Raw genomic sequence first — 18158 nt, 5'->3', positions numbered from 1 at the left:
AATCCGCAAAAAACTAGCGCAGTTTGATTGTTTACGAGATGCCATTGAGCACGTCTTACATTTTACGTCCTAAGTACCTTGGCGGTTGCTATACTGTCAAAATAAAACTTCTGGCAAAAATCCGAATAAGACTAAACTAAACATTTTTCAAATTTTGCAACCACGCTTCAAACAATGAGTCCATAATTTGTTCTCTCACTCCTTGATTCAATTCTATGGCGAACCACTTTTCCACTCTCAGAACGTGATACCCCACTTTTGTTTGCACAGGGCCAATAATTTCACTTTCCTTAGCTTTGGTAAGAGGTTCGGCAATTTCCGGTACCAGTTCTACTAAATAGCGAATTCCGACAAAGCCGCCATTTTCTTGCGACTGCTTACCCTGAGAATATTCCAAAGCCAAAGCACAGAAAGAAGCTTGTCCTTCGCGGAGCATTTGCACGATTTTCCAAGCAGTTGCCAGGTCAGTAACCAGAATTTGCGATAGCGCCACCCGTCTGTAGTTGTCGCGGTTAGAAACATAAGCGGCATCCACTGTTGCACCGAACAGATGTTCTTTAAGCTTTTTCTCCAACAGCGCCACTTTAATTCCTTCCGACCACTCATCTACACTAATGCGTTGCTCCTGGAGCCATGCACTAGTTTCTACATTTCCCCATAACTTGCGTTCCAAGCGAAAAGCATCGCCAGCAGCTTGCCATTCATCATCAGATATTTCAATTCCCAACTGGTTGCAGTTGGCTAAAACTAATGCCTCACGTTCAGCAGCGATCGCTATTTCTGCAAACCTAGCAGAACGACGCAAATATGTCAAAATTTCTGCATCGGTTGCTGGATGGGCTTGCACGGGTTCGTTGGTTAAAACCTTGAGCGGTAAAGTTTGTTCTAATTGTTCTGTCATGGCTTGATGATATTTAAGTAACGAACGTGGATTAAATAAAATGCAAAACTTCATCCTGTCTCACGATCCCTCTCCTTATAAAGGAGAGGGATTGAGGGTGAGGTCAGCCAGAGACATAAATTGGATGTTATTTAGTTCTTATTCCTAAGATTGTTATTTCTATCTGCCAACAAGCAAACGTTCTGGAGGAATTTCGTGAGGTTTGATGCGGTTGCGATGTAAGTCACCGTAAAGGTTAAGGTAGTCGATTTCTTCAGGGGTAAGTTTGCCCTGCTGCACAGCCTGAATCGCTGCATCTACATGTTCACGAGTTTGCCAACCTGCTAAGGCAACATCCACAGAGTTTTGGCTTAACGAATAGCGATATAAATCTGGGACTGAAGGTTGCCAGCATCCAGTTGGTAAACCAGCCGGCGGTTCCCAGAGCGCACCAAGCATACCTGCTGACTTAAAGGTGACAATCCCTGGTCGATGAGGATCGTTGGCATCTAAATTGGGGAACACCTTTCTTTGGGCTGTACGGTGTGCCACGTTATGCCTCACCATCACAACATCCAACAAAGGACTATTCAACCATTGTTTTGCTAGGTCATGGTCGTGAAAAGAAGCACCAATATAGCGCACCGCACCCATTTTTTTCAGCTTTTCGGATACGCCAAACATTCTTTCTATCTGGCGCTGACACACTGTATTGGGGCCACGGATATCATCAGAGGCGCTAATGCATTTCTCAAAAGCAGGATGATTATGCTCATCAATCCAGCCCCAGAAAAACACATCAACGTAGTCAATACCCAAGTCGATAAATTGATCGTACAAATAGGTTAATGCTAAGTCTGGGGTTTTAACCATGTAACTGACAGTTGCCAGAACTACCTTTTCACGCATTGAGGAACCCCGTCCGCATAATTGGCGGAGTGCGGGACGCATGGAACTATAAATATATTGATGTAAATCGCTGGAGTAGAAAAAGTAGTTGATGCCTTCGTCGAAGGCGTAAAGGGTATCTTCACTGGAGATGTGGCCCCCACCTCCCAATCCTAAACAACTAACAGTTAAGTCAGTCCGCCCAAGTTTGCGGTAAAAAGGTAGATCTGATTGAGCAAATCTACTATTAGCCAGGGCAAGTTCCTCGGCAGTTGTTAACTGCGGCTGAAAATCAGGAGTCTGAATATTAGGAGTAAGATTAGTAATTTTCATAACTTGAAAGCTGGGTAAATATCTTCAGACTTGGCATTGAGGTAAGGACGTTGCAGGTCAATTTCCAGCGCGGAAAATTGTGCCAAAATCGATGCCATCCGACCTTCTGGCGAATTATCCTCTTGCTGCCAAGCTTCTATCAAACCATTGGTTATAATTTGACAGCGATTCGTCCCAAAGCTTTCTTTTTCGCCAAATTTTTGGTTTGGTTCTTCTGCGATCGCTAACCCTGGTGCGATAAGTTTAGTAAATAAAGGGACTTCTGGCAGAAAATGGGATTGGTGTTCTGCATACACCTTTTCTAGTATTGAATGTACAGCTTCATAGTTGCTTTTGTCAAAGTAAAGCACTGCTGAGTCATGACGCCCATAATCTGAAGGGTTGTATAACGCTTTAAAATTGAAAGGCAGGGCGATCGCATTAAGTTCAGTAGTCAAGCTTTCCATGACTGCAACTGCACCATCAGTAGTTAAGTTGAAATAGACTCGTACTATTGAGTCTTTACCACTGTAATATCCTGCATTACTAACTGCCATGTAAAAACCATTTTGCACCAAATTCTTGGGCAGTTTGATCGCAACTGGGTTTCCCACAGTTACAGCTTCGTCTTGCGGTTGTAAATGTTTACTGCGCTCAATATGCAGAGTTAAACCACTTTTGTGTACTGCTAAAGCCCCATCTGACTCTTCTTTCACCACCAGCCAATCGGGACTAAAGTAGCCTTCACCCTTGTTACTTTCATGGAGGCGATTGTAAAACACCATATCCATGCCTAGAAAGGTGTTATTTTCTAAGTTTTGGTTAATTGCTAAATTTGTTGTTTCCCCATCAAGTGCTAAAGCACGTTTTAAGGAACCATTGTAATAAATGCCGTAGAGAAAATTAGATAGTTGGGCGTTTAAATATTTATCTTGTACATCTGAGGGCAATTGCTCAAAGCGTGAGAGTGTCTCATCTGTTATTTCTAGAGGTTTATAGTCGGGATGGCTAATACAAAATTTGGATTTTATCTGAATTTTATTAACAATATCTTGCAATGAATGCTGCAATGACTCTGGAATAGCTGCTAGTTGTATTGGCAACGGATCTAGTAGTTGCATAGGTGTTTGCCTTTTAACTAAGGGGAGATAAGCTTGTGGATTTGATGCTCCCACGGCTAATTAAGATACCACATATAGAAGACAGAATTCCTTAAGGAATATTATGACTACAGTGGTATAAATCAGACGGGTGTATTAAGATAGTTAGGTATTACCCCCCTTAATCCCCCCTTATAAAGGGGGGAAACCGGATAAAGGCGGGAAACCGGATAAAGTGGGGAAACCGGATAAAGGGGGGAAACCGGAAAATCCAGTTCCCTCCCCTTGACAAGGGGAGGGTTAGGGTGGGGTAAAACCTTGGTTAATCAACTTTTTCAGACTTGTGTGTACACCGTAGCCTTTACAAAGGGAGGGTTAGGGTGGGGTAAAACTTACGCTTAAACCCAGATGAGTAGACTGTTTCAGACTTGTGTGTACACCATAGCTTTTTAAGGGGGGTTAGGGGGGATCAATAAGTGCCTAAAATCACAGTCAATCACTTTTAAAATATCCTCTTAAAAGACTGGGCTTTCTGCTCTCAACGCTGTAAGTTCTGATGTTTGCATCCCAAAAATTGTGGGCATCGATGCTTCTGGACGGCACAATAAAGACTTAGCCACTTGTAGCATACAGATACCCGTATTACCAAAAGATTTTTGGTATTGCAGGATTGATTGAATAGCGACAATCAAATTCCAACCAGCAAACTGTACAACTCGTTGTAAAAAATCAGGACGATGCTGTAATATTTCTGGAAAGTGATTTAAATATGCGATCGCTAAAGCAGCAACAGAAGGTTGGATTATCTCCAAGGGTGTTATTGCCATCCGCAAGGATTCATCGATACTCATGGTTTTGCTGGTAATCATGCTACCCAACCAGATATGCAAATAGCTACTAATGAGTGTACCTAAATCAAAAGCTGGATCTCCCCAACTACATCTTTCCCAATCAATTAATCTTATCGTACTGTTGCCAATACCTTGTTCCCAATCATCACCCACAAGGATATTATTTAATTTTAGATCATTGTGGGTTAAACAATTGGGTTTTAAAGAATTTCCCAGTTCGGCTATGGCTTGACCCAAACTGTCATATCGTTGATAGAGAGAAAAGAATTTCATACCATCAGCCGGAACAGAACTAAAAATTTCTGGGCTAATTCGTCCCAAATCTTTAACTAAATGGTTAACTGGTTCGCTGGCTTGATTTTCTTTTGAGGAAGAGAAAAACTCTTGATAATCTTTATGATTGAAAGTTAAGCTATGGATGCGGGCTAAAATTGTGCCTATAACAGAGGCTATTTCTAAGGGAAAAATATTTTCCTTACCATAGAACGCCATCACATCACGATAGTTATCTAAGTAATTAAAAATAATAATGGAATCATCGGGATTAAAGTTAACTCCCTCTGATATCCAGTCGCGCATTTGATTTAATTCGGGAAATTTCTGGACAAATTCCTGCATTTGCCATTCTCGCAAAAACTCACCTGCTGGTTTTCCTTCTCGGTTAAGACGTTCTTGCTTGACCAGGACTTTACGTCCATTTGGGAAATTTAGCAATAAATTAAAATTTTTGGCGAATTTAGGTTCAATCTGTGTGTGAGCCTGTTCTTCTGGCGTACAGATATCATACTTGATTAGATAATCAAAAATGTTTTGGGAACTCAAAGAAAGTGCCATACTTAAATAAGTAATTGAATAGTTGAAAATGCCAAAAAGTTTTAGCTAATACCAATCCGATATTAGAGGATGTTTGAAAAGTGGTGTCTTGTGATTTTAATCACATTCTTACCCCCCTTAATCCCCCCTTATAAAGGGGGGAAACAAGAAAATCCAGTTCCCTCCCCTTGACAAGGGGAGGGTTAGGGTGGGGTAATAACATTTGATACATCAATGATGACTTTTCAAACATCCTCTTAGGGTGTATATAATTAGCAATTTATCTAAGAGTATGTTTGAAAAGTTTTATTGTCTGTATAAAAAGTTTGAATTGAGTTTAAATACCCCTTAAAAAGGGGTATTTAAACTCAGGTTTACCCCTTTTTAAGGGGGGTGGTGGCTATCTAGAAGTCCCTAATGTCACAGCGAAACACGTACCTAAAATACTATCCATTAATTATTATCCCTTTGTGTATATTATAATACCGGCGTTACTAGCAGTGGCAGTAGCACCGCCAATACCAGTGCTGGTAATATTGATAGTAACATTGCCGGTAATAGTGTTGGTAACACCAGTCAGGGTAAGATTGTCGGTAAGACTTGCACCTACTGTGTTCGCCATTTCTTGAGCGCCGAGGTCGCTGAGGAAGCTTTCAGAATCTTGGAACAATTCAGAACCAGCAGGACGTAATTCAGAGATTTTAATAGAAGCCATGAGATTTTTCCTTCAAAAAAATAAGTTGAGTAACTTTCGTTAAAGGATTAAACTTTGTTTTGTTTAATCCTTAATTTCATTGTTATTGAATCAACTTTGAAAATCAAGCTTTCTAAATCACTTTTCGAGACACAACTAAACCTTTTATGTCTGTAAATTAAAACATTGCTTTGGCAGTAAATTATAGTACTTACGCATTGACAATAAATACCAAATATCTATATTTTGAAAAATCATATCTGTCGCAGAGGTTTAGCAATACTAAACCCCTACAGCGTGGGTCTATCTGTCATCTCAGAATGATTAATTTGTACAGTGCGTAACTACTAAATTTATTCTTTGGAAGTCCCTTACATTAAAAAAGCAAATGTTTTATGACTATTTTTAGAGACATTAGTATAGGAGTTTTGTCTTTTAATGTTGTCTCTGAGCGACTGCGTATCTTAGAGGTTAAAGAAGTAACTGTGAAAGAATGCGTACACCAGAACACATGACGGGGTTTTTACCCAAATTTTTGATAAATGGTCTCTGAGCGATCGCTCTTGGGGAAAAAGATAACGGGAAAAGTCAGAACTTTGGATAAAGTCGAGCTAAGGTTAGGCTTTGGAATTAGAGGTTAAACAATTAGAGCCTAAGAGGTTGTTTGAAAAGTGTTTTGCTGTGATTTTAGGCACTTTTAGATCCCCTCTAACCCCCCTTAAAAAGGGGGGAACCGGAATCAAAGTCTCCCTTTTTAAGGGAGATTTAGAGGGATCTAAAACTTTTGATACCGAAAAGAGGACTTTTCAAACATCCTCTAACTGCTTAACAACATCAACTTTAGCGATTTCTTTCTTTAGCCATTCAGAAAACAAATTTGAAGCAATTTTTTGGTATAGGACATTATCCAATTCCGGTTGAATAATCTCCTCCACCAAAATCAGGTGTACTCCCATAGAACTAACAATAGGTTTGAGAAGCTGCGGCGGTTTAGCTGCAAAAACAGCACGAGAAATTTCTGGCTTCAAATTCTGACGATAGACTATCCCTCGATATCCACCTTTTCGACGTAACTCTATATCCTGGATGTATTTGTGAGCAACATCATGGAAACTTATCTCACCTTCCTGAATACCATAGAAAAGTTCTATCGCTAAATCTTCGTCATTTAAGATAACCTCATATAACACTACACCGGCATAGTCTAATTGATGTTGAAAGAAATAGGGTTCAACTTTATCTGCAAACAGATGGCGAAATAATTTACTACTAATCAAGTTTTTGTAATTCACTTTTTCAAAATCATCTAGAGACAGACCATGCTTTTCCAGCCAGTCCCAGGTATCATTTGCACTGTGAAGTTCATTAATTAACCGCAATTGGTCTGCTGCTTTCTGAAGTTCCTCTGTATCTACTTTAATATCCGCCTCAGCTACGGCGTTTTCAATAACTTTGCGGGTAACAATCTCTTCAATTATCTCAGGAATCTTGCAGGATAGCTTGACTTCCTCAAGAATATCTTCATTGGTAATCGTGATAGTTTGATACATGATGTTTCTCCTAAGTAAATAGACGAAATAAAACGTGAAATTATGACCTCTCCTCAATCCCTCTCCTAGTAGGAAAGGGGCTTTTTTGTTTCCCTTCACTAGGAAGCAAGGGAGGGTTAGGTTTAGAAATGCATAAGTACTGCGAATCCCCCTACAATTTCACCCCACCCTGCTGCAACTGCTTAAACGGGTCAAGCAGAAAATCAATAATCCGACGCTGGCGCACAATTACCTCAGCCGTCGCCGTATCCCCAGGATGCAGGGCAATACACTTATTAGCTGAGAGAAGACAATTTTGTTTTAGGGCAATATCTAAGTTATAAACTGCCACTTTTCCATCAGGGGTATCTATCTCTGTAGTAGTAGGAGAAATCTTAATTAATTCACCTGATATAACTCCATAATCCTGAAAAGGATAAGCATCAAATTTTATTTTGACTGGTAATCCCGTCCGTAAGGAACCACTTTCTGTAGTTGCGATTTTTGCCCGAATTATTAAAGGTGAATTTAGCGATGCAATCTCCGCTAGCATTGTCCCAGGCTGCACTACAGAACCAGCTTTTTCGATCGGTAGCTGAAACAGTGTACCGCTAACGGTGGCTCTGATCTCTCGTTGCCCCAACTGAAATTTTAATGATACAATCTGCCTTTGACTTTGAGCAATTTCGGACTTTAGCGAACTAATATCTGTTTCTAGACTTTTCTGTTGTTCTTGAATTTTTAGCACAGCTAGCTCACAAGAACGTCTCAAAGTTTCATAACTCCTTTCCTGTTCTTTTAACCGTAATCGAGCCTGTTCAATATCCGCATTTGTTTGGCGAATATTCCGCTCGTAACTGCTCTGGTGTTCTGCCAAACTTAACTTGGCTTGTTCTATATCTGACTTAGTTTGTTCATATACTTTTTGCCTATCTTGAGCTATATCTTTCTTGTCTACTACATAAGTTTCTGAAATAACCCCTGACTGCCAAAGACTGCGATAGCGTTCAACTTCTCGCTCGCTACTCGCCAAACTACTTTTGACTAACTTATTAGCTGTTTGACTATGCTCAAGAGTTTCTCGTGCCTGATTGACTTGAGACAATTTTTCGTCTTTTTGTAATTCATAGGCATTCTTCAAAGCATAAAGATTCTGTCGTGCTTGCTCAATTTGCGCCTGCTTTTCTGACTGTTGAGATTGATTTTGTTGCTCTTGAGTTGCTAAGGATACAAATAATTGATTTTTAGATGAATTTAACTGAGTGAATCGATTTAATTGTCCTTCTAACTTGTCCTGTGCTTGCTGTAAATCTGCCTTGACTATTTCTGATTCTAATAGCAATAAAATTTGCCATTTCTTAACTGAATCACCCTCCTTTACCCGAATTTCGGCAACAGTACCTGCCACAGCAGCATCCAGCCTAACCGTCTTTCCCTTTGGCTCAAGTCGTCCTCTTGCCGTACCCGTTTCATCCACTTTAGATAGCATCGCCCAAGGTAAAATGATCGACACAAACACCACTAAAAAATACAACAATCCCCTTGTCCAAACTTGGGGCAAGCTATCAAGTAAATCCTTCGTCGCGTCAGCCCAATCATCAGTTGCTCTAGCTGGTGTTTGCTCTCTTAAAATTTCCTCGCTCTGTTCTACCTCATAGATTTGGGTTTGAACCGTTCCATTTAATGTGTTTGGCATGATTTTTCCTGATATCAATTTGGGATTTTGAGAGTGGGGAGACAAGACTCCATGTCCTCTTTTTTTACCCCGCAACATCTAACTGCTGATGATTGAGATAAAAATAATGTCCCCGCTTCGCCATCAACTCTTGGTGAGTCCCACTCTCAACTAATACGCCGCGATCTAGCACTAAAATCAAATCTGCATTCCGCACAGTTGAAAGGCGATGGGCGATTATTAAGGTGGTTTTGCCCTGAAGAATTGTGTTTAAATTCGTCTGAATAATCCTTTCTGACTCTGCATCCAGATGGGAAGTCGCCTCATCCAAAATCAACAGCTTGGGATTGCCTAATAACGCCTTTGCGATCGCAATTCTTTGTCGCTGTCCTCCAGATAACATCCCCCCTCCTTCACCAATCTGGGTTTCATAACCCATAGGTAACTTTTTAATAAACTCATCAGCACCCGCCAATCGCGCCGCCTCAATAATCTCTGCCAAAGTTGCCCCAGGATGTGCCAAACTAATATTTTCCCGAATCGTTCCACCAAACAAAAAGGTATCTTGGTCAACTACCCCAACCTGCTCGCGTAGAGAGCGCAAGGAAAGACTGGTAATATCATGCTCATCAATCAATACTTTGCCATCTGTGGGGGGATATAACCCCAAAACTAGCTTAGAAATCGTGGTTTTCCCTGAACCGCTCCGTCCTACCAGGGCAACCATTTGCCCACTGTGTACTTCAAAACTGAGATTTTCTAAAACATTGATATCGCTTTCAGGATGATAGCGAAACGTCACGTTATCAAAGCGAATCTTACCTTGAATCGGTGGTAAAGATTGCCGCGCCTGGTGCTGCAAATCCTCTTCTGGTTCCGTATCCAACACATCATTAATGCGTTCTACCGCAATCACCACTTCTTGCAATTGATTCCACAAAACTGTTAATCGTTGGAAAGGTGTAATAATATTTCCCAGCAACATATTAAATGCTACCAATTGCCCAATGGTTAGCTGGTTATGAATCACTTGGTATGCCCCAAACCACAGCAAGATGGTAGTTACGATTGCTTCAATTGTGTTGCTGAATATTTGCAGGCGATTGCTGATCATTTGCCCGGAAAAATTAGTTTTTATTTCTTTACTTAATAACTCTTCCCAATGCCAACGCACTGTCTGTTCCACTGCTGTGGATTTAACTGTTCGCACACCAGAAAGGGCTTCGATCAGATAGCTACTTTCATTAGTAACAGCATTAAAGATTTCCCTAGAAATCTTTTGTAAAAAAGGTGTGGCAATCAATGCCAGCAGGAAAAAAGGTGGTACAATCACCAATACCAGCAACGCCATTTTCCAGCTGTACCAAAACATCAATCCTAAATAGATAAAGACAGTGACTAAATCCAGCAGGATGGACAACGCCTCACCAGAAAGGAAGCGTTGAATTTTGCGGTTTTCCTGTACACGAGAGATAATATCCCCCACATAGCGGGACTCAAAGTAACTCAAGGGTAGCCGCAGGGTATGGCGAATAAATCCGACAATCAGTGCTAAATCTACCTTATTCGCCGTGTGGTCTAATAGATATTGCCGCAACCCCGTCATCGCCACACGGAATAAACTAAAAATCAGTAACCCTAACCCCACCGCCGTTAAGGTTAGTTCAGAACGCTGCACCACCACTCGGTCTAAAATTAACTGGGTAAATAGGGGAGTAACCAGTCCAAAAATCTGGATAAATAAGGAAGCGACAAACACTTCCAGCATCACTAAAGTGTGAGGCTTCATCAACTCAAAGAGTTGCCAAAAGGGAGTTGTAGCCTCTTTGGCATCCTTCAACCAGGCTGTGGGTTGCAGTAGCAATGTGTAACCAGTCCAGTTGGCTTTAAATTCGGCGTGGCTGAGGCTGCGTTGCCCAATACCAGGATCTGCCACAATCACTTGTTTAGGAGTGATTTCATAGACAACGATGTAGTGCTTCCCCTCCCAGTGGGCGATCGCCGGCAATTTCTGCCTCGCTAATTGGTCAAGACTCGCTTTCACAGGTCGCGTGGTAAATCCAATGCCTTCCGCCGCCGCCGATAACCCCCGCAGCGACGAGCCATTGCGATCAACATTGGCCATATCCCGCAAGCGATTTACACTCAAGTTTTTCCCCCAATAGCGAGACACCATCACTAAACAAGCTGCACCGCAATCCGATCCACTCTGTTGGGCAAAAAACGGATAGCGCCGAATCACACGCTGTAATAAATGTCCAACTCGCTGCGTGGAGTTGGGAAAATAGGCTTTGCTAATCTTTTTCTCGCGTGGCTCTACTGCTGGCGTTGACAAAATCTTCGTTTCATGCAGACGTTTGGAGTCAGATGGCAGTAGTGGGGCGTTATCTGAGTCCACCTGTTGGGGATTACGAGATAGCGCCTTAGCCCATAAATGTTGCCGAATTTGGGGATATTTAGCCATCAATGGCCACAACACCTCACCCGAAACAAAGCACAGTTGCAAGTTGACTGAAGCCCTAGCTGCGTAAGGTTTAAAGTCACCCTCCTTAAACAAGGTAAATTCCCCAAATGAGTCTCCCGTCTCCAAAGTGGCGATTAACTCATCGGCGCTAGAGAGCAACCTGACTTTACCAGCGATCGCAATATAGATTCCTGGTTGAGCATCGGTTCCTTGCCAGAATTTGCCGACTTTCGGGTTGATAAATTTAACTTGTTGAAGACAGTATTTAAATTCCTCTATGGAAAGAGAATAACCTAGAGTATTGTTGAACTGTTGCAGAGTAACCAACTGAGCGGATATATCTTGCGCCATGAACGTCTACATCTTTTCCTAATTTTGCAAAGTTAATAAGTAACAATTCAGAATTATCGGGAATAGTTATCGATTTGAGGTCACTAATCAAAATTTTGGAACCCTGAGCTTGTTCAGGATTACTGGGTTTTGCTAGTGTGGATAATCCCATCTGTTTGAGCAGTCGCTTGATATGGCGATCGCTCACCTCAATCCCAAATTCTTTTGTGAGATGCTTCCCCAACCAGTTAGCTGTCCACCGTCGAAAAACATAGCCATGATCGCGGGGACTACTACTAACCAGCTCTTTCAAACGTTCTAAATACTGGTCATTTATGGCTTTAGGGCGACCGATGGGACAATCTTGCCATTGGTGCGCCATCCCAGTCCGAGCTATGTGCATCCAATGCCTTGCTGTTGCTGCACAACATCCCAAGGTTTGACAAATCGACCTTTGAGTTTTCCCCTGATCTGCCAACAACATGATTTCAATTCGTTGACGGTAAGATTCAGGTAAACTTTTGTACAAATTTTCTAGCAGTAGTTTCCTCTGAAACGGTGTTAAACATTTACCAGCAGTTGCAGTTGGATATTTAGTTTCAGGTTTCGCTTGGCAGTCGGACATATACATAGGATTTACTAGTTTTGCAGACATACGAATACCTCATGCTTCAAGCATAGTCAAGCACTTGCAAATGAGTTTTTCGGGTGTTTGTTTTTACCCTACAATTGGCAATCACACTATGTAGGTATACATTAACTACAAATCAAATTTTGGAATTCCGAAGAATTATCAATTAATTTTCTATGTTTAAACGCTTACTCAACGAGTCAAAATCAACTTGGATTTATCTCTGCCTAAGAGGATGTTTGTCAAGTCTTAAAGTCTACTAAAAAACCCCGCTTCCATTCCTCTCCCCGTCAGGGTTGAGAGGCTTTGAAATCCCCATTACCTTGTAGTGAAAGTCGGCTAGGGGGTTAGGTTTGGGAGCTTTCGGTGTTAAGTAATAATACTTTAAAACATCCTCTAACAGCTTAAATTATGATCAAAATTTTCATCTGCTTCCGCTTCCAAAAGTTTAACAGTAAATAAAGCTACATTCTAATAAGAAATGTGAAACCCATGTACTTAGACAAATCTGTATATTCTGTATATGTGTAGTTATGTTAAGTTAATAAATTGTATCATGTCCGCCAAATTACCCATAATAAAAGAACCCCTCCCCGCAGGCGGGGAGGGGAGACAAAGCTACGCTTTGGCGGGGTGGGGTTCTTCGGGTTTAATTAAGTAATCAAGCGGACATGATATAAGTTAACAGACGCGATTAATCGCGTCTGTACAGGAGTTATTTTATTCCCATACCCCTTTAATCAAATCCAAGAGTTGAACCACATTCGCAGCTTATAACCGTTAGGGGAGAGAGGTAAACCCAAATAAATGGGCATCCAGAAAATAAAAGCAACCAGAATGATAAAAGTAATAGTTACACCTACCGCCCGGAGTTGTTGATAATAACTGCGAAGACACTGATCAACAAACCAAGCGATCGCTAAAAATACAAACACTACTGCACACATATAATGGTAGATAAAAGCGCACCTCGTTACCTCCACCCAAGGTAATAAGTTAGCAAGATAATTGATCACTAAATACAAGGCAATCCAAGTATCAACAGTAAGAGTGGCAGGTACAGAAAAACGCTTTTTCTTCACACAATAAATTACTAATTGTGACACCAGCATCCCAACTAAAAACAACATGGCAGCAATACCAAACCACCACAAAAATGGATTACCCATTGCATGGACATCATAAACAACTTGCCCAGCACCAGCAGGCAAAGGTGGCCCCATCACAGGTAACGGTTCAGTGATACTTTCAGCCGTTTGATAATAATATGCCATTGGCCGAGTCATTAAAGGCCATTTGTACCAAGCAGCACAGTAAGGATGCACATTAGGACTATTGCCACCTAAACTTAAGTGAAACTTTAAAATCTCTTGATGTACTGCAATAAATCCATACCTTTTATCTAGCTGAAGATGAGGAATCCAAATGATGCTGTAGATAAAAGCTGGGATAATTCCTAGATAAAACAGCATCTGAAAAATGTTTAGCTGAGTCAAGTTTTGTAGTGGTGTCTGAGATGAGGAAGATGAGGGAGAATAAGTACTAACTCCTGTCTCCTGATTTCTGACTCCTGCCTCCTGACTTCTGCCTTCTGACTCCTGACTTCTGCTTTCTGACTCCTGACTTCTGCTTTCTGACTCCTTCAATGAGGGGGATGTAAAAAAGAGTTTTGGGTTAGGAAAAGAATGTATCAAATGAATTATCCAAGCTGCTATCCAAATAAGATAGGCACCTGACAGAAACCATAAACCATTCCATTTAGTACCGACTGACGCACCAAAAGTAATGCCAGCAAAAACTAAATAAAAAGAACGTCGCCGATTTTGATTATCTAATGCTAATAATAAAAACCAATGTCCTAACAAACCAAAAATGACGATATAAACATTACTTAAAGCATAGCGAGACTCAACTAGAAAGATGCCATCACAAGCTGTGAACAAACCTGCAAGTATTGCAAAGCTACGGCGATAACTCAATTGATAAGCGATCGCAGCCACAACTAAGGGAATAAATGAGCCTGTGAGGGCATTTAACCAACGATAAGTCCAAGGCGATCGCAATGAACCTGTCAGCCCATTTACCGTATCGTGCCAAAAAGGAATATGACTACCAATCCAAATGCCGATACCAATAATATATTGACTTAGCGGTGGATGAGCATTAAAAAATGGCGTATGCGTGAGATAATTATTACCGAATTTAGCAAAGTAAACTTCATCAAATACCAGAGTGTTGAATCGCTCCAATCCCCAAAACCGTAAGGCAAGTGAGAGAAGAAATACACACACCATCCCAATTTGAAACCACTTTTTATTCATTTGTCATTTGTCATTTGTCATTTGTCATTTGTCATTGGGCATTGGGCATTGGGCATTGGGCATTGATTAATAATGGGAGCATCTCAATGAGTATAAAAAGCCTTGTAAAACCTCACCCCAACCCTCTCCTTGGTAAGGAGAGGGAGCAAGAATCTTGTTTCTCATCTGGTATATTTGCAAAACTGAGATACTTCCTTAATAATTCTTCTTCCCCTACTCCCTACTCCCCACTCCCCACTCCCCATTCTCTACTATGCGATGCCTGCGGCGGTAAACTACGCAAATTCTGAATTTTTCCGCAGTTCTTCAGACCGAAATCCCAAAACAATCCGATCCTTCGGCACACCTACCCTCACTAGTTCCGTTGCTAGCCCCTCTTCAGTGCCATCACGTTGAATCCAAATTTTGCCATCAATAATATCAATGTGAATCAAACAGCCATGAACGCGACGAGTCACAGTAGGAGACAAATCATAGGCTGGTTCTCTTCCCAAAATCATCAAAAGATAGCGGTCTTGTTCGCCATCAAAAACTGTTTCAAATTGAATATTGCCAGCGCTGAAGGGGATTTTTGTATGTTCAATCAGAATATTCCGAATCAACTGCCTGTATTGCTCCAAGGTATCCATCTAAAAATAACCTCTTGCTCTAGCTGAAATAGAACAATATTAACTTTGTAATCTTCTACTAAAAGTTTAGCAATTGGCTCATCAAAGATATCGGCGTATACTTCATCCTGAACAGCGAGATAGAGGACGCGATCGGGCGGGATTAGTTCTAATCATCACAGAGCGGTATGCAAGGTACTGTCCCAATGCGTGTTCGAGAGCGGTCATGTCCGATACACTGCGAAACGTTTTAATCTCAACGGCTATCTGCTGTCCTTCCTTTTCAGCAGCAATCAATTTCTCTGCACCCAAGTCAACATACATATCCCTTTTTCCCCACTTTAGATGAAAGGGATCGTCGGTAATCGTCCAGCCATCTTTGATTAGGGCATTTTTGACGTTATCGTGATAGCGGTCTTTAGCTGGCATACATTACTCGAATATTTAACACACTAAAACCCTTTACAATTAAGATTCAGCACTCTCAACTTTTGCCACTTCTAGCATCGTCTTTAAAACCGAATCTGGATTCAGACTAATCGAGTCAATTCCTTGTTCAACTAAAAACTGGGCAAATTCTGGGTAATCGCTAGGTGCTTGTCCACAAATGCCGATTTTGCGATCGCATTTTTTCGCCGTTTCTATGGCCATTTTCACCATTCGCTTGACAGCTGGACTGCGCTCATCAAATAACCGCGCTACCAACGCCGAATCCCTGTCTATCCCTAGTGTCAGCTGAGTTAGATCATTGGAACCAATGGAGAAACCATCAAATACCTCAGCAAATTCCTCAGCCAGAATAACATTACTGGGCAACTCGCACATCACATAAACCTGCAAGTCGTTAACACCTTGCTTTAAACCATTTTTTGCCATCTCTGCCAAAACTAAACGCCCTTCATCGGGAGTGCGACAAAAGGGAATCATCGGGATCACATTTGTCAAACCCATTTCTTCCCGTACCCGTTTGATGGCATGACATTCTAGGGCAAAAGCTTCTCTGTAACCTTGATCATAGTAACGCGCCGCCCCTCGCCAACCCAGCATTGGGTTTTCTTCATGGGGTTCAAACTGTCGCCCACCTAACAAATTAGCATATTCATTACTTTTGAAATCTGACATTCGGACAATCACTGGTTTAGGATAAAATGCCGCCGCAATTCTACCTATACCTTGGGCTAATTTATCTACAAAATATTGGGGTTTATTGTCGTAAAGTGCAGTAATCTCAGCAATTTTAGCTTTCACAAATTCATCTTTTAACAAGTCATAGTGAATCAACGCCATTGGATGAATTTGGATTTGGGTAGCAATGATAAATTCTGTCCGCGCTAAACCTACGCCATCGTTGGGAATTGCCGATAAACTTAATGCTTCTTGAGGATTACCCACATTCATTAAAATTTGAGTGCGGGTGCGGGGTAAGTTCTCTAAAGGAACTTCTTGAACCTCAAAAGGTAATAAGCCTGCATAAACTTTTCCCTCTTCCCCTTCAGCGCAAGAAATTGTTACCTCTTGACCAGGTTTCAAAATTTCCGTAGCATTGCCACATCCCACGATCGCAGGTACACCCAATTCTCGTGCAATAATTGCTGCATGACAGGTTCGGCCTCCAGAGTTGGTGACAATTGCACTGGCGCGTTTCATAATTGGTTCCCAATCGGGGTCAGTTCTCTCTGTCACCAAAACTTCTCCGGCTTTGAACTGTCCAAGTTTTTGAACATCTAAAATTAGGCGTGCTTTTCCTTGACTAATAGCTTCTCCAATCGCCCGCCCAGTAATTAGAGGTGTTGGGGATTGGGAAGATTTTTCCCCAGTCCCTAGTCCCCAGTTCCCAGTCTCCAATAACAACCGATAACTCCGCAATATATTTCCCGTCTTTTGCGACTGCACGGTTTCGGGACGCGCTTGCACAATAAAAAGTTGGTTAGTAATTCCATCTTTTGCCCACTCAATATCCATTGGAGTGGAAATGCCGTGGACTTGGGAATAATGGTCTTCAATTAAACACGCCCAACTTGCTAGTTGTAAAATCTCTTGATCACTCAGGGCGAATTTGCCTCTTTCATTGGCCGGAACAGCCACATTTTTCGTAAATTTGGAGCCGTCATCATAAATCATTTTTAGTTCTTTACTGCCCAATTTTTTATCGATAATTGGGCGGAAACCTGCTTTTAAAGTTGGTTTAAAAACATAGTATTCATCGGGATTTACAGACCCTTGAACAACATTTTCACCTAAACCGTAGGCGGCTGTAATCAGTGCCGCATCCTTAAATCCGGTTTCTGTGTCAATGGAGAACATCACCCCAGAGGTTGCTAAGTCAGAGCGCACCATTTTTTGCACGCCCACGGCTAGAGCAATGCTAAAATGGTCAAATCCCTTGGTGTGGCGATAAGAAATGGCGCGATCGGTAAATAGGGAAGCAAAGCATTTATGACAAGCTGCTAAAACTCCTTGGACACCAACAACGTTGAGGTAAGTTTCCTGCTGTCCAGCAAAACTCGCATCGGGTAAGTCTTCGGCGGTGGCGCTAGAACGGACTGCCACATCTGTCTCTGCATTGTATCGTTCACAAAGACTATGGTAGGCTGTAGCGATCGCCTCTCGCAATTCTACAGAAAATGGGGTATGGATTAATAGCGATCGCGCTTTTTTGCCTCGTTCTCGTAAATTTTTGACATCTTCAACATCCAAGTCCGCAAAGAGTGCGCGTAGCTTTGCTTCTAACCCTGCTGATTGGATGAAATAACGATAAGCGTAAGCAGTGGTAGCAAATCCGGCGGGAACGTTAATGCCTTTGGGCGTTAGCTGTTGGATCATTTCCCCCAGTGAGGCATTTTTACCACCAACTACAGGGATATCAGCAATACCAACTTCATCAAACCAGAGAATGAGCGATCGCTCTTTGGAAAATTGAGATAAAGTGCTTGTTGATACTGTCGCCATAAATATTACCTTTTAAGTTTATACTGAATTTGTCAGCGTATAACTGCCAGTATATTTTGCTCATATTCGATTTTAGATTTTTAATCTTGTCGCATGATTTTATATTTGGCGAT

14 protein-coding genes are annotated in these 18158 nt (G+C 41.5%); all 14 read right to left on the bottom strand.

The genetic code is table 11. From position 1 onward, the window contains the following. Positions 1 to 136: 136 nt before the first annotated feature. Complete coding sequence (locus V7K36_RS23985) at positions 137 to 901, bottom strand: peptidylprolyl isomerase (protein WP_335119969.1); 765 nt, start codon at positions 899 to 901, stop codon at positions 137 to 139. Positions 902 to 1060: 159 nt separating this feature from the next. Continuing rightward, complete coding sequence (locus V7K36_RS23980) at positions 1061 to 2101, bottom strand: aldo/keto reductase (RefSeq protein WP_335119967.1); 1041 nt, start codon at positions 2099 to 2101, stop codon at positions 1061 to 1063. Next, positions 2098 to 3201: a T3SS effector HopA1 family protein gene (locus V7K36_RS23975; RefSeq protein ID WP_335119965.1), complete on the bottom strand. Its 1104-nt coding sequence runs from the start codon at positions 3199 to 3201 to the stop codon at positions 2098 to 2100. Before V7K36_RS23975 ends, V7K36_RS23980 begins: the two co-directional genes overlap by 4 nt. 494 nt (positions 3202 to 3695) lie before the next feature. Beyond that, entirely contained in the window at positions 3696 to 4865 is a 1170-nt protein-coding gene (locus tag V7K36_RS23970) for a phosphotransferase (RefSeq protein WP_335119963.1), read from the bottom strand. A 439-nt stretch (positions 4866 to 5304) separates the two neighbouring features. Further along, complete coding sequence (locus tag V7K36_RS23965) at positions 5305 to 5559, bottom strand: hypothetical protein (protein WP_335119961.1); 255 nt, start codon at positions 5557 to 5559, stop codon at positions 5305 to 5307. A 785-nt stretch (positions 5560 to 6344) separates the two neighbouring features. After that, positions 6345 to 7088 (bottom strand): peptidylprolyl isomerase, encoded by a 744-nt coding sequence (locus tag V7K36_RS23960; RefSeq protein WP_334829667.1) that lies wholly within the window; start codon positions 7086 to 7088, stop codon positions 6345 to 6347. A 151-nt stretch (positions 7089 to 7239) separates the two neighbouring features. Continuing rightward, positions 7240 to 8763 carry an HlyD family efflux transporter periplasmic adaptor subunit gene (locus V7K36_RS23955; RefSeq protein ID WP_335119958.1) on the bottom strand — a complete coding sequence of 508 codons (1524 nt, stop codon included), beginning with the start codon at positions 8761 to 8763 and terminating at the stop codon, positions 7240 to 7242. A 64-nt stretch (positions 8764 to 8827) separates the two neighbouring features. Next, positions 8828 to 11557, bottom strand: coding sequence for a peptidase domain-containing ABC transporter (locus V7K36_RS23950; protein WP_335119956.1), 2730 nt, complete (start codon positions 11555 to 11557; stop codon positions 8828 to 8830). Continuing rightward, positions 11472 to 12191, bottom strand: coding sequence for a helix-turn-helix domain-containing protein (locus V7K36_RS23945; protein WP_442948511.1), 720 nt, complete (start codon positions 12189 to 12191; stop codon positions 11472 to 11474). The genes V7K36_RS23950 and V7K36_RS23945 overlap by 86 nt, the downstream gene beginning before the upstream one ends. 716 nt (positions 12192 to 12907) lie before the next feature. Continuing rightward, a complete protein-coding gene (locus tag V7K36_RS23940) occupies positions 12908 to 14488 on the bottom strand; it encodes a dolichyl-phosphate-mannose--protein mannosyltransferase (RefSeq protein WP_335119954.1) in 1581 nt (526 codons plus the stop codon). Between the two features lie 275 nt (positions 14489 to 14763). Then, positions 14764 to 15117 (bottom strand): XisI protein, encoded by a 354-nt coding sequence (locus V7K36_RS23935; RefSeq protein ID WP_335119952.1) that lies wholly within the window; start codon positions 15115 to 15117, stop codon positions 14764 to 14766. Further along, positions 15087 to 15206 (bottom strand): hypothetical protein, encoded by a 120-nt coding sequence (locus tag V7K36_RS23930; protein WP_335119974.1) that lies wholly within the window; start codon positions 15204 to 15206, stop codon positions 15087 to 15089. Before V7K36_RS23930 ends, V7K36_RS23935 begins: the two co-directional genes overlap by 31 nt. Before the next feature lie 13 nt (positions 15207 to 15219). Continuing rightward, positions 15220 to 15525: an element excision factor XisH family protein gene (locus tag V7K36_RS23925; protein ID WP_335119951.1), complete on the bottom strand. Its 306-nt coding sequence runs from the start codon at positions 15523 to 15525 to the stop codon at positions 15220 to 15222. Positions 15526 to 15564: 39 nt separating this feature from the next. Beyond that, positions 15565 to 18045, bottom strand: coding sequence for a phosphoenolpyruvate synthase (ppsA, locus tag V7K36_RS23920; protein ID WP_335119949.1), 2481 nt, complete (start codon positions 18043 to 18045; stop codon positions 15565 to 15567). Positions 18046 to 18158: the final 113 nt, after the last annotated feature.

The organism is Nostoc sp. (genome assembly GCF_036919555.1).
Classification (GTDB): domain Bacteria; phylum Cyanobacteriota; class Cyanobacteriia; order Cyanobacteriales; family Nostocaceae; genus Nostoc.
The sequence above is the reverse complement of the archived record's forward strand: the minus strand, read 5'-3'. Positions and strand labels throughout refer to the sequence as shown.

Coding starts and splice junctions, on each gene's coding strand:
- ppsA (WP_335119949.1), bottom strand. CDS start 18,045: ATGGCGACAGTATCAACAAGCACTTTATCTCAATTTTCCAAAGAGCGA.
- V7K36_RS23985 (WP_335119969.1), bottom strand. CDS start 901: ATGACAGAACAATTAGAACAAACTTTACCGCTCAAGGTTTTAACCAAC.
- V7K36_RS23975 (WP_335119965.1), bottom strand. CDS start 3,201: ATGCAACTACTAGATCCGTTGCCAATACAACTAGCAGCTATTCCAGAG.
- V7K36_RS23955 (WP_335119958.1), bottom strand. CDS start 8,763: ATGCCAAACACATTAAATGGAACGGTTCAAACCCAAATCTATGAGGTA.
- V7K36_RS23935 (WP_335119952.1), bottom strand. CDS start 15,117: ATGGATACCTTGGAGCAATACAGGCAGTTGATTCGGAATATTCTGATT.
- V7K36_RS23980 (WP_335119967.1), bottom strand. CDS start 2,101: ATGAAAATTACTAATCTTACTCCTAATATTCAGACTCCTGATTTTCAG.
- V7K36_RS23965 (WP_335119961.1), bottom strand. CDS start 5,559: ATGGCTTCTATTAAAATCTCTGAATTACGTCCTGCTGGTTCTGAATTG.
- V7K36_RS23960 (WP_334829667.1), bottom strand. CDS start 7,088: ATGTATCAAACTATCACGATTACCAATGAAGATATTCTTGAGGAAGTC.
- V7K36_RS23940 (WP_335119954.1), bottom strand. CDS start 14,488: ATGAATAAAAAGTGGTTTCAAATTGGGATGGTGTGTGTATTTCTTCTC.
- V7K36_RS23970 (WP_335119963.1), bottom strand. CDS start 4,865: ATGGCACTTTCTTTGAGTTCCCAAAACATTTTTGATTATCTAATCAAG.
- V7K36_RS23925 (WP_335119951.1), bottom strand. CDS start 15,525: ATGCCAGCTAAAGACCGCTATCACGATAACGTCAAAAATGCCCTAATC.
- V7K36_RS23945 (WP_442948511.1), bottom strand. CDS start 12,191: ATGTCTGCAAAACTAGTAAATCCTATGTATATGTCCGACTGCCAAGCG.
- V7K36_RS23950 (WP_335119956.1), bottom strand. CDS start 11,557: ATGGCGCAAGATATATCCGCTCAGTTGGTTACTCTGCAACAGTTCAAC.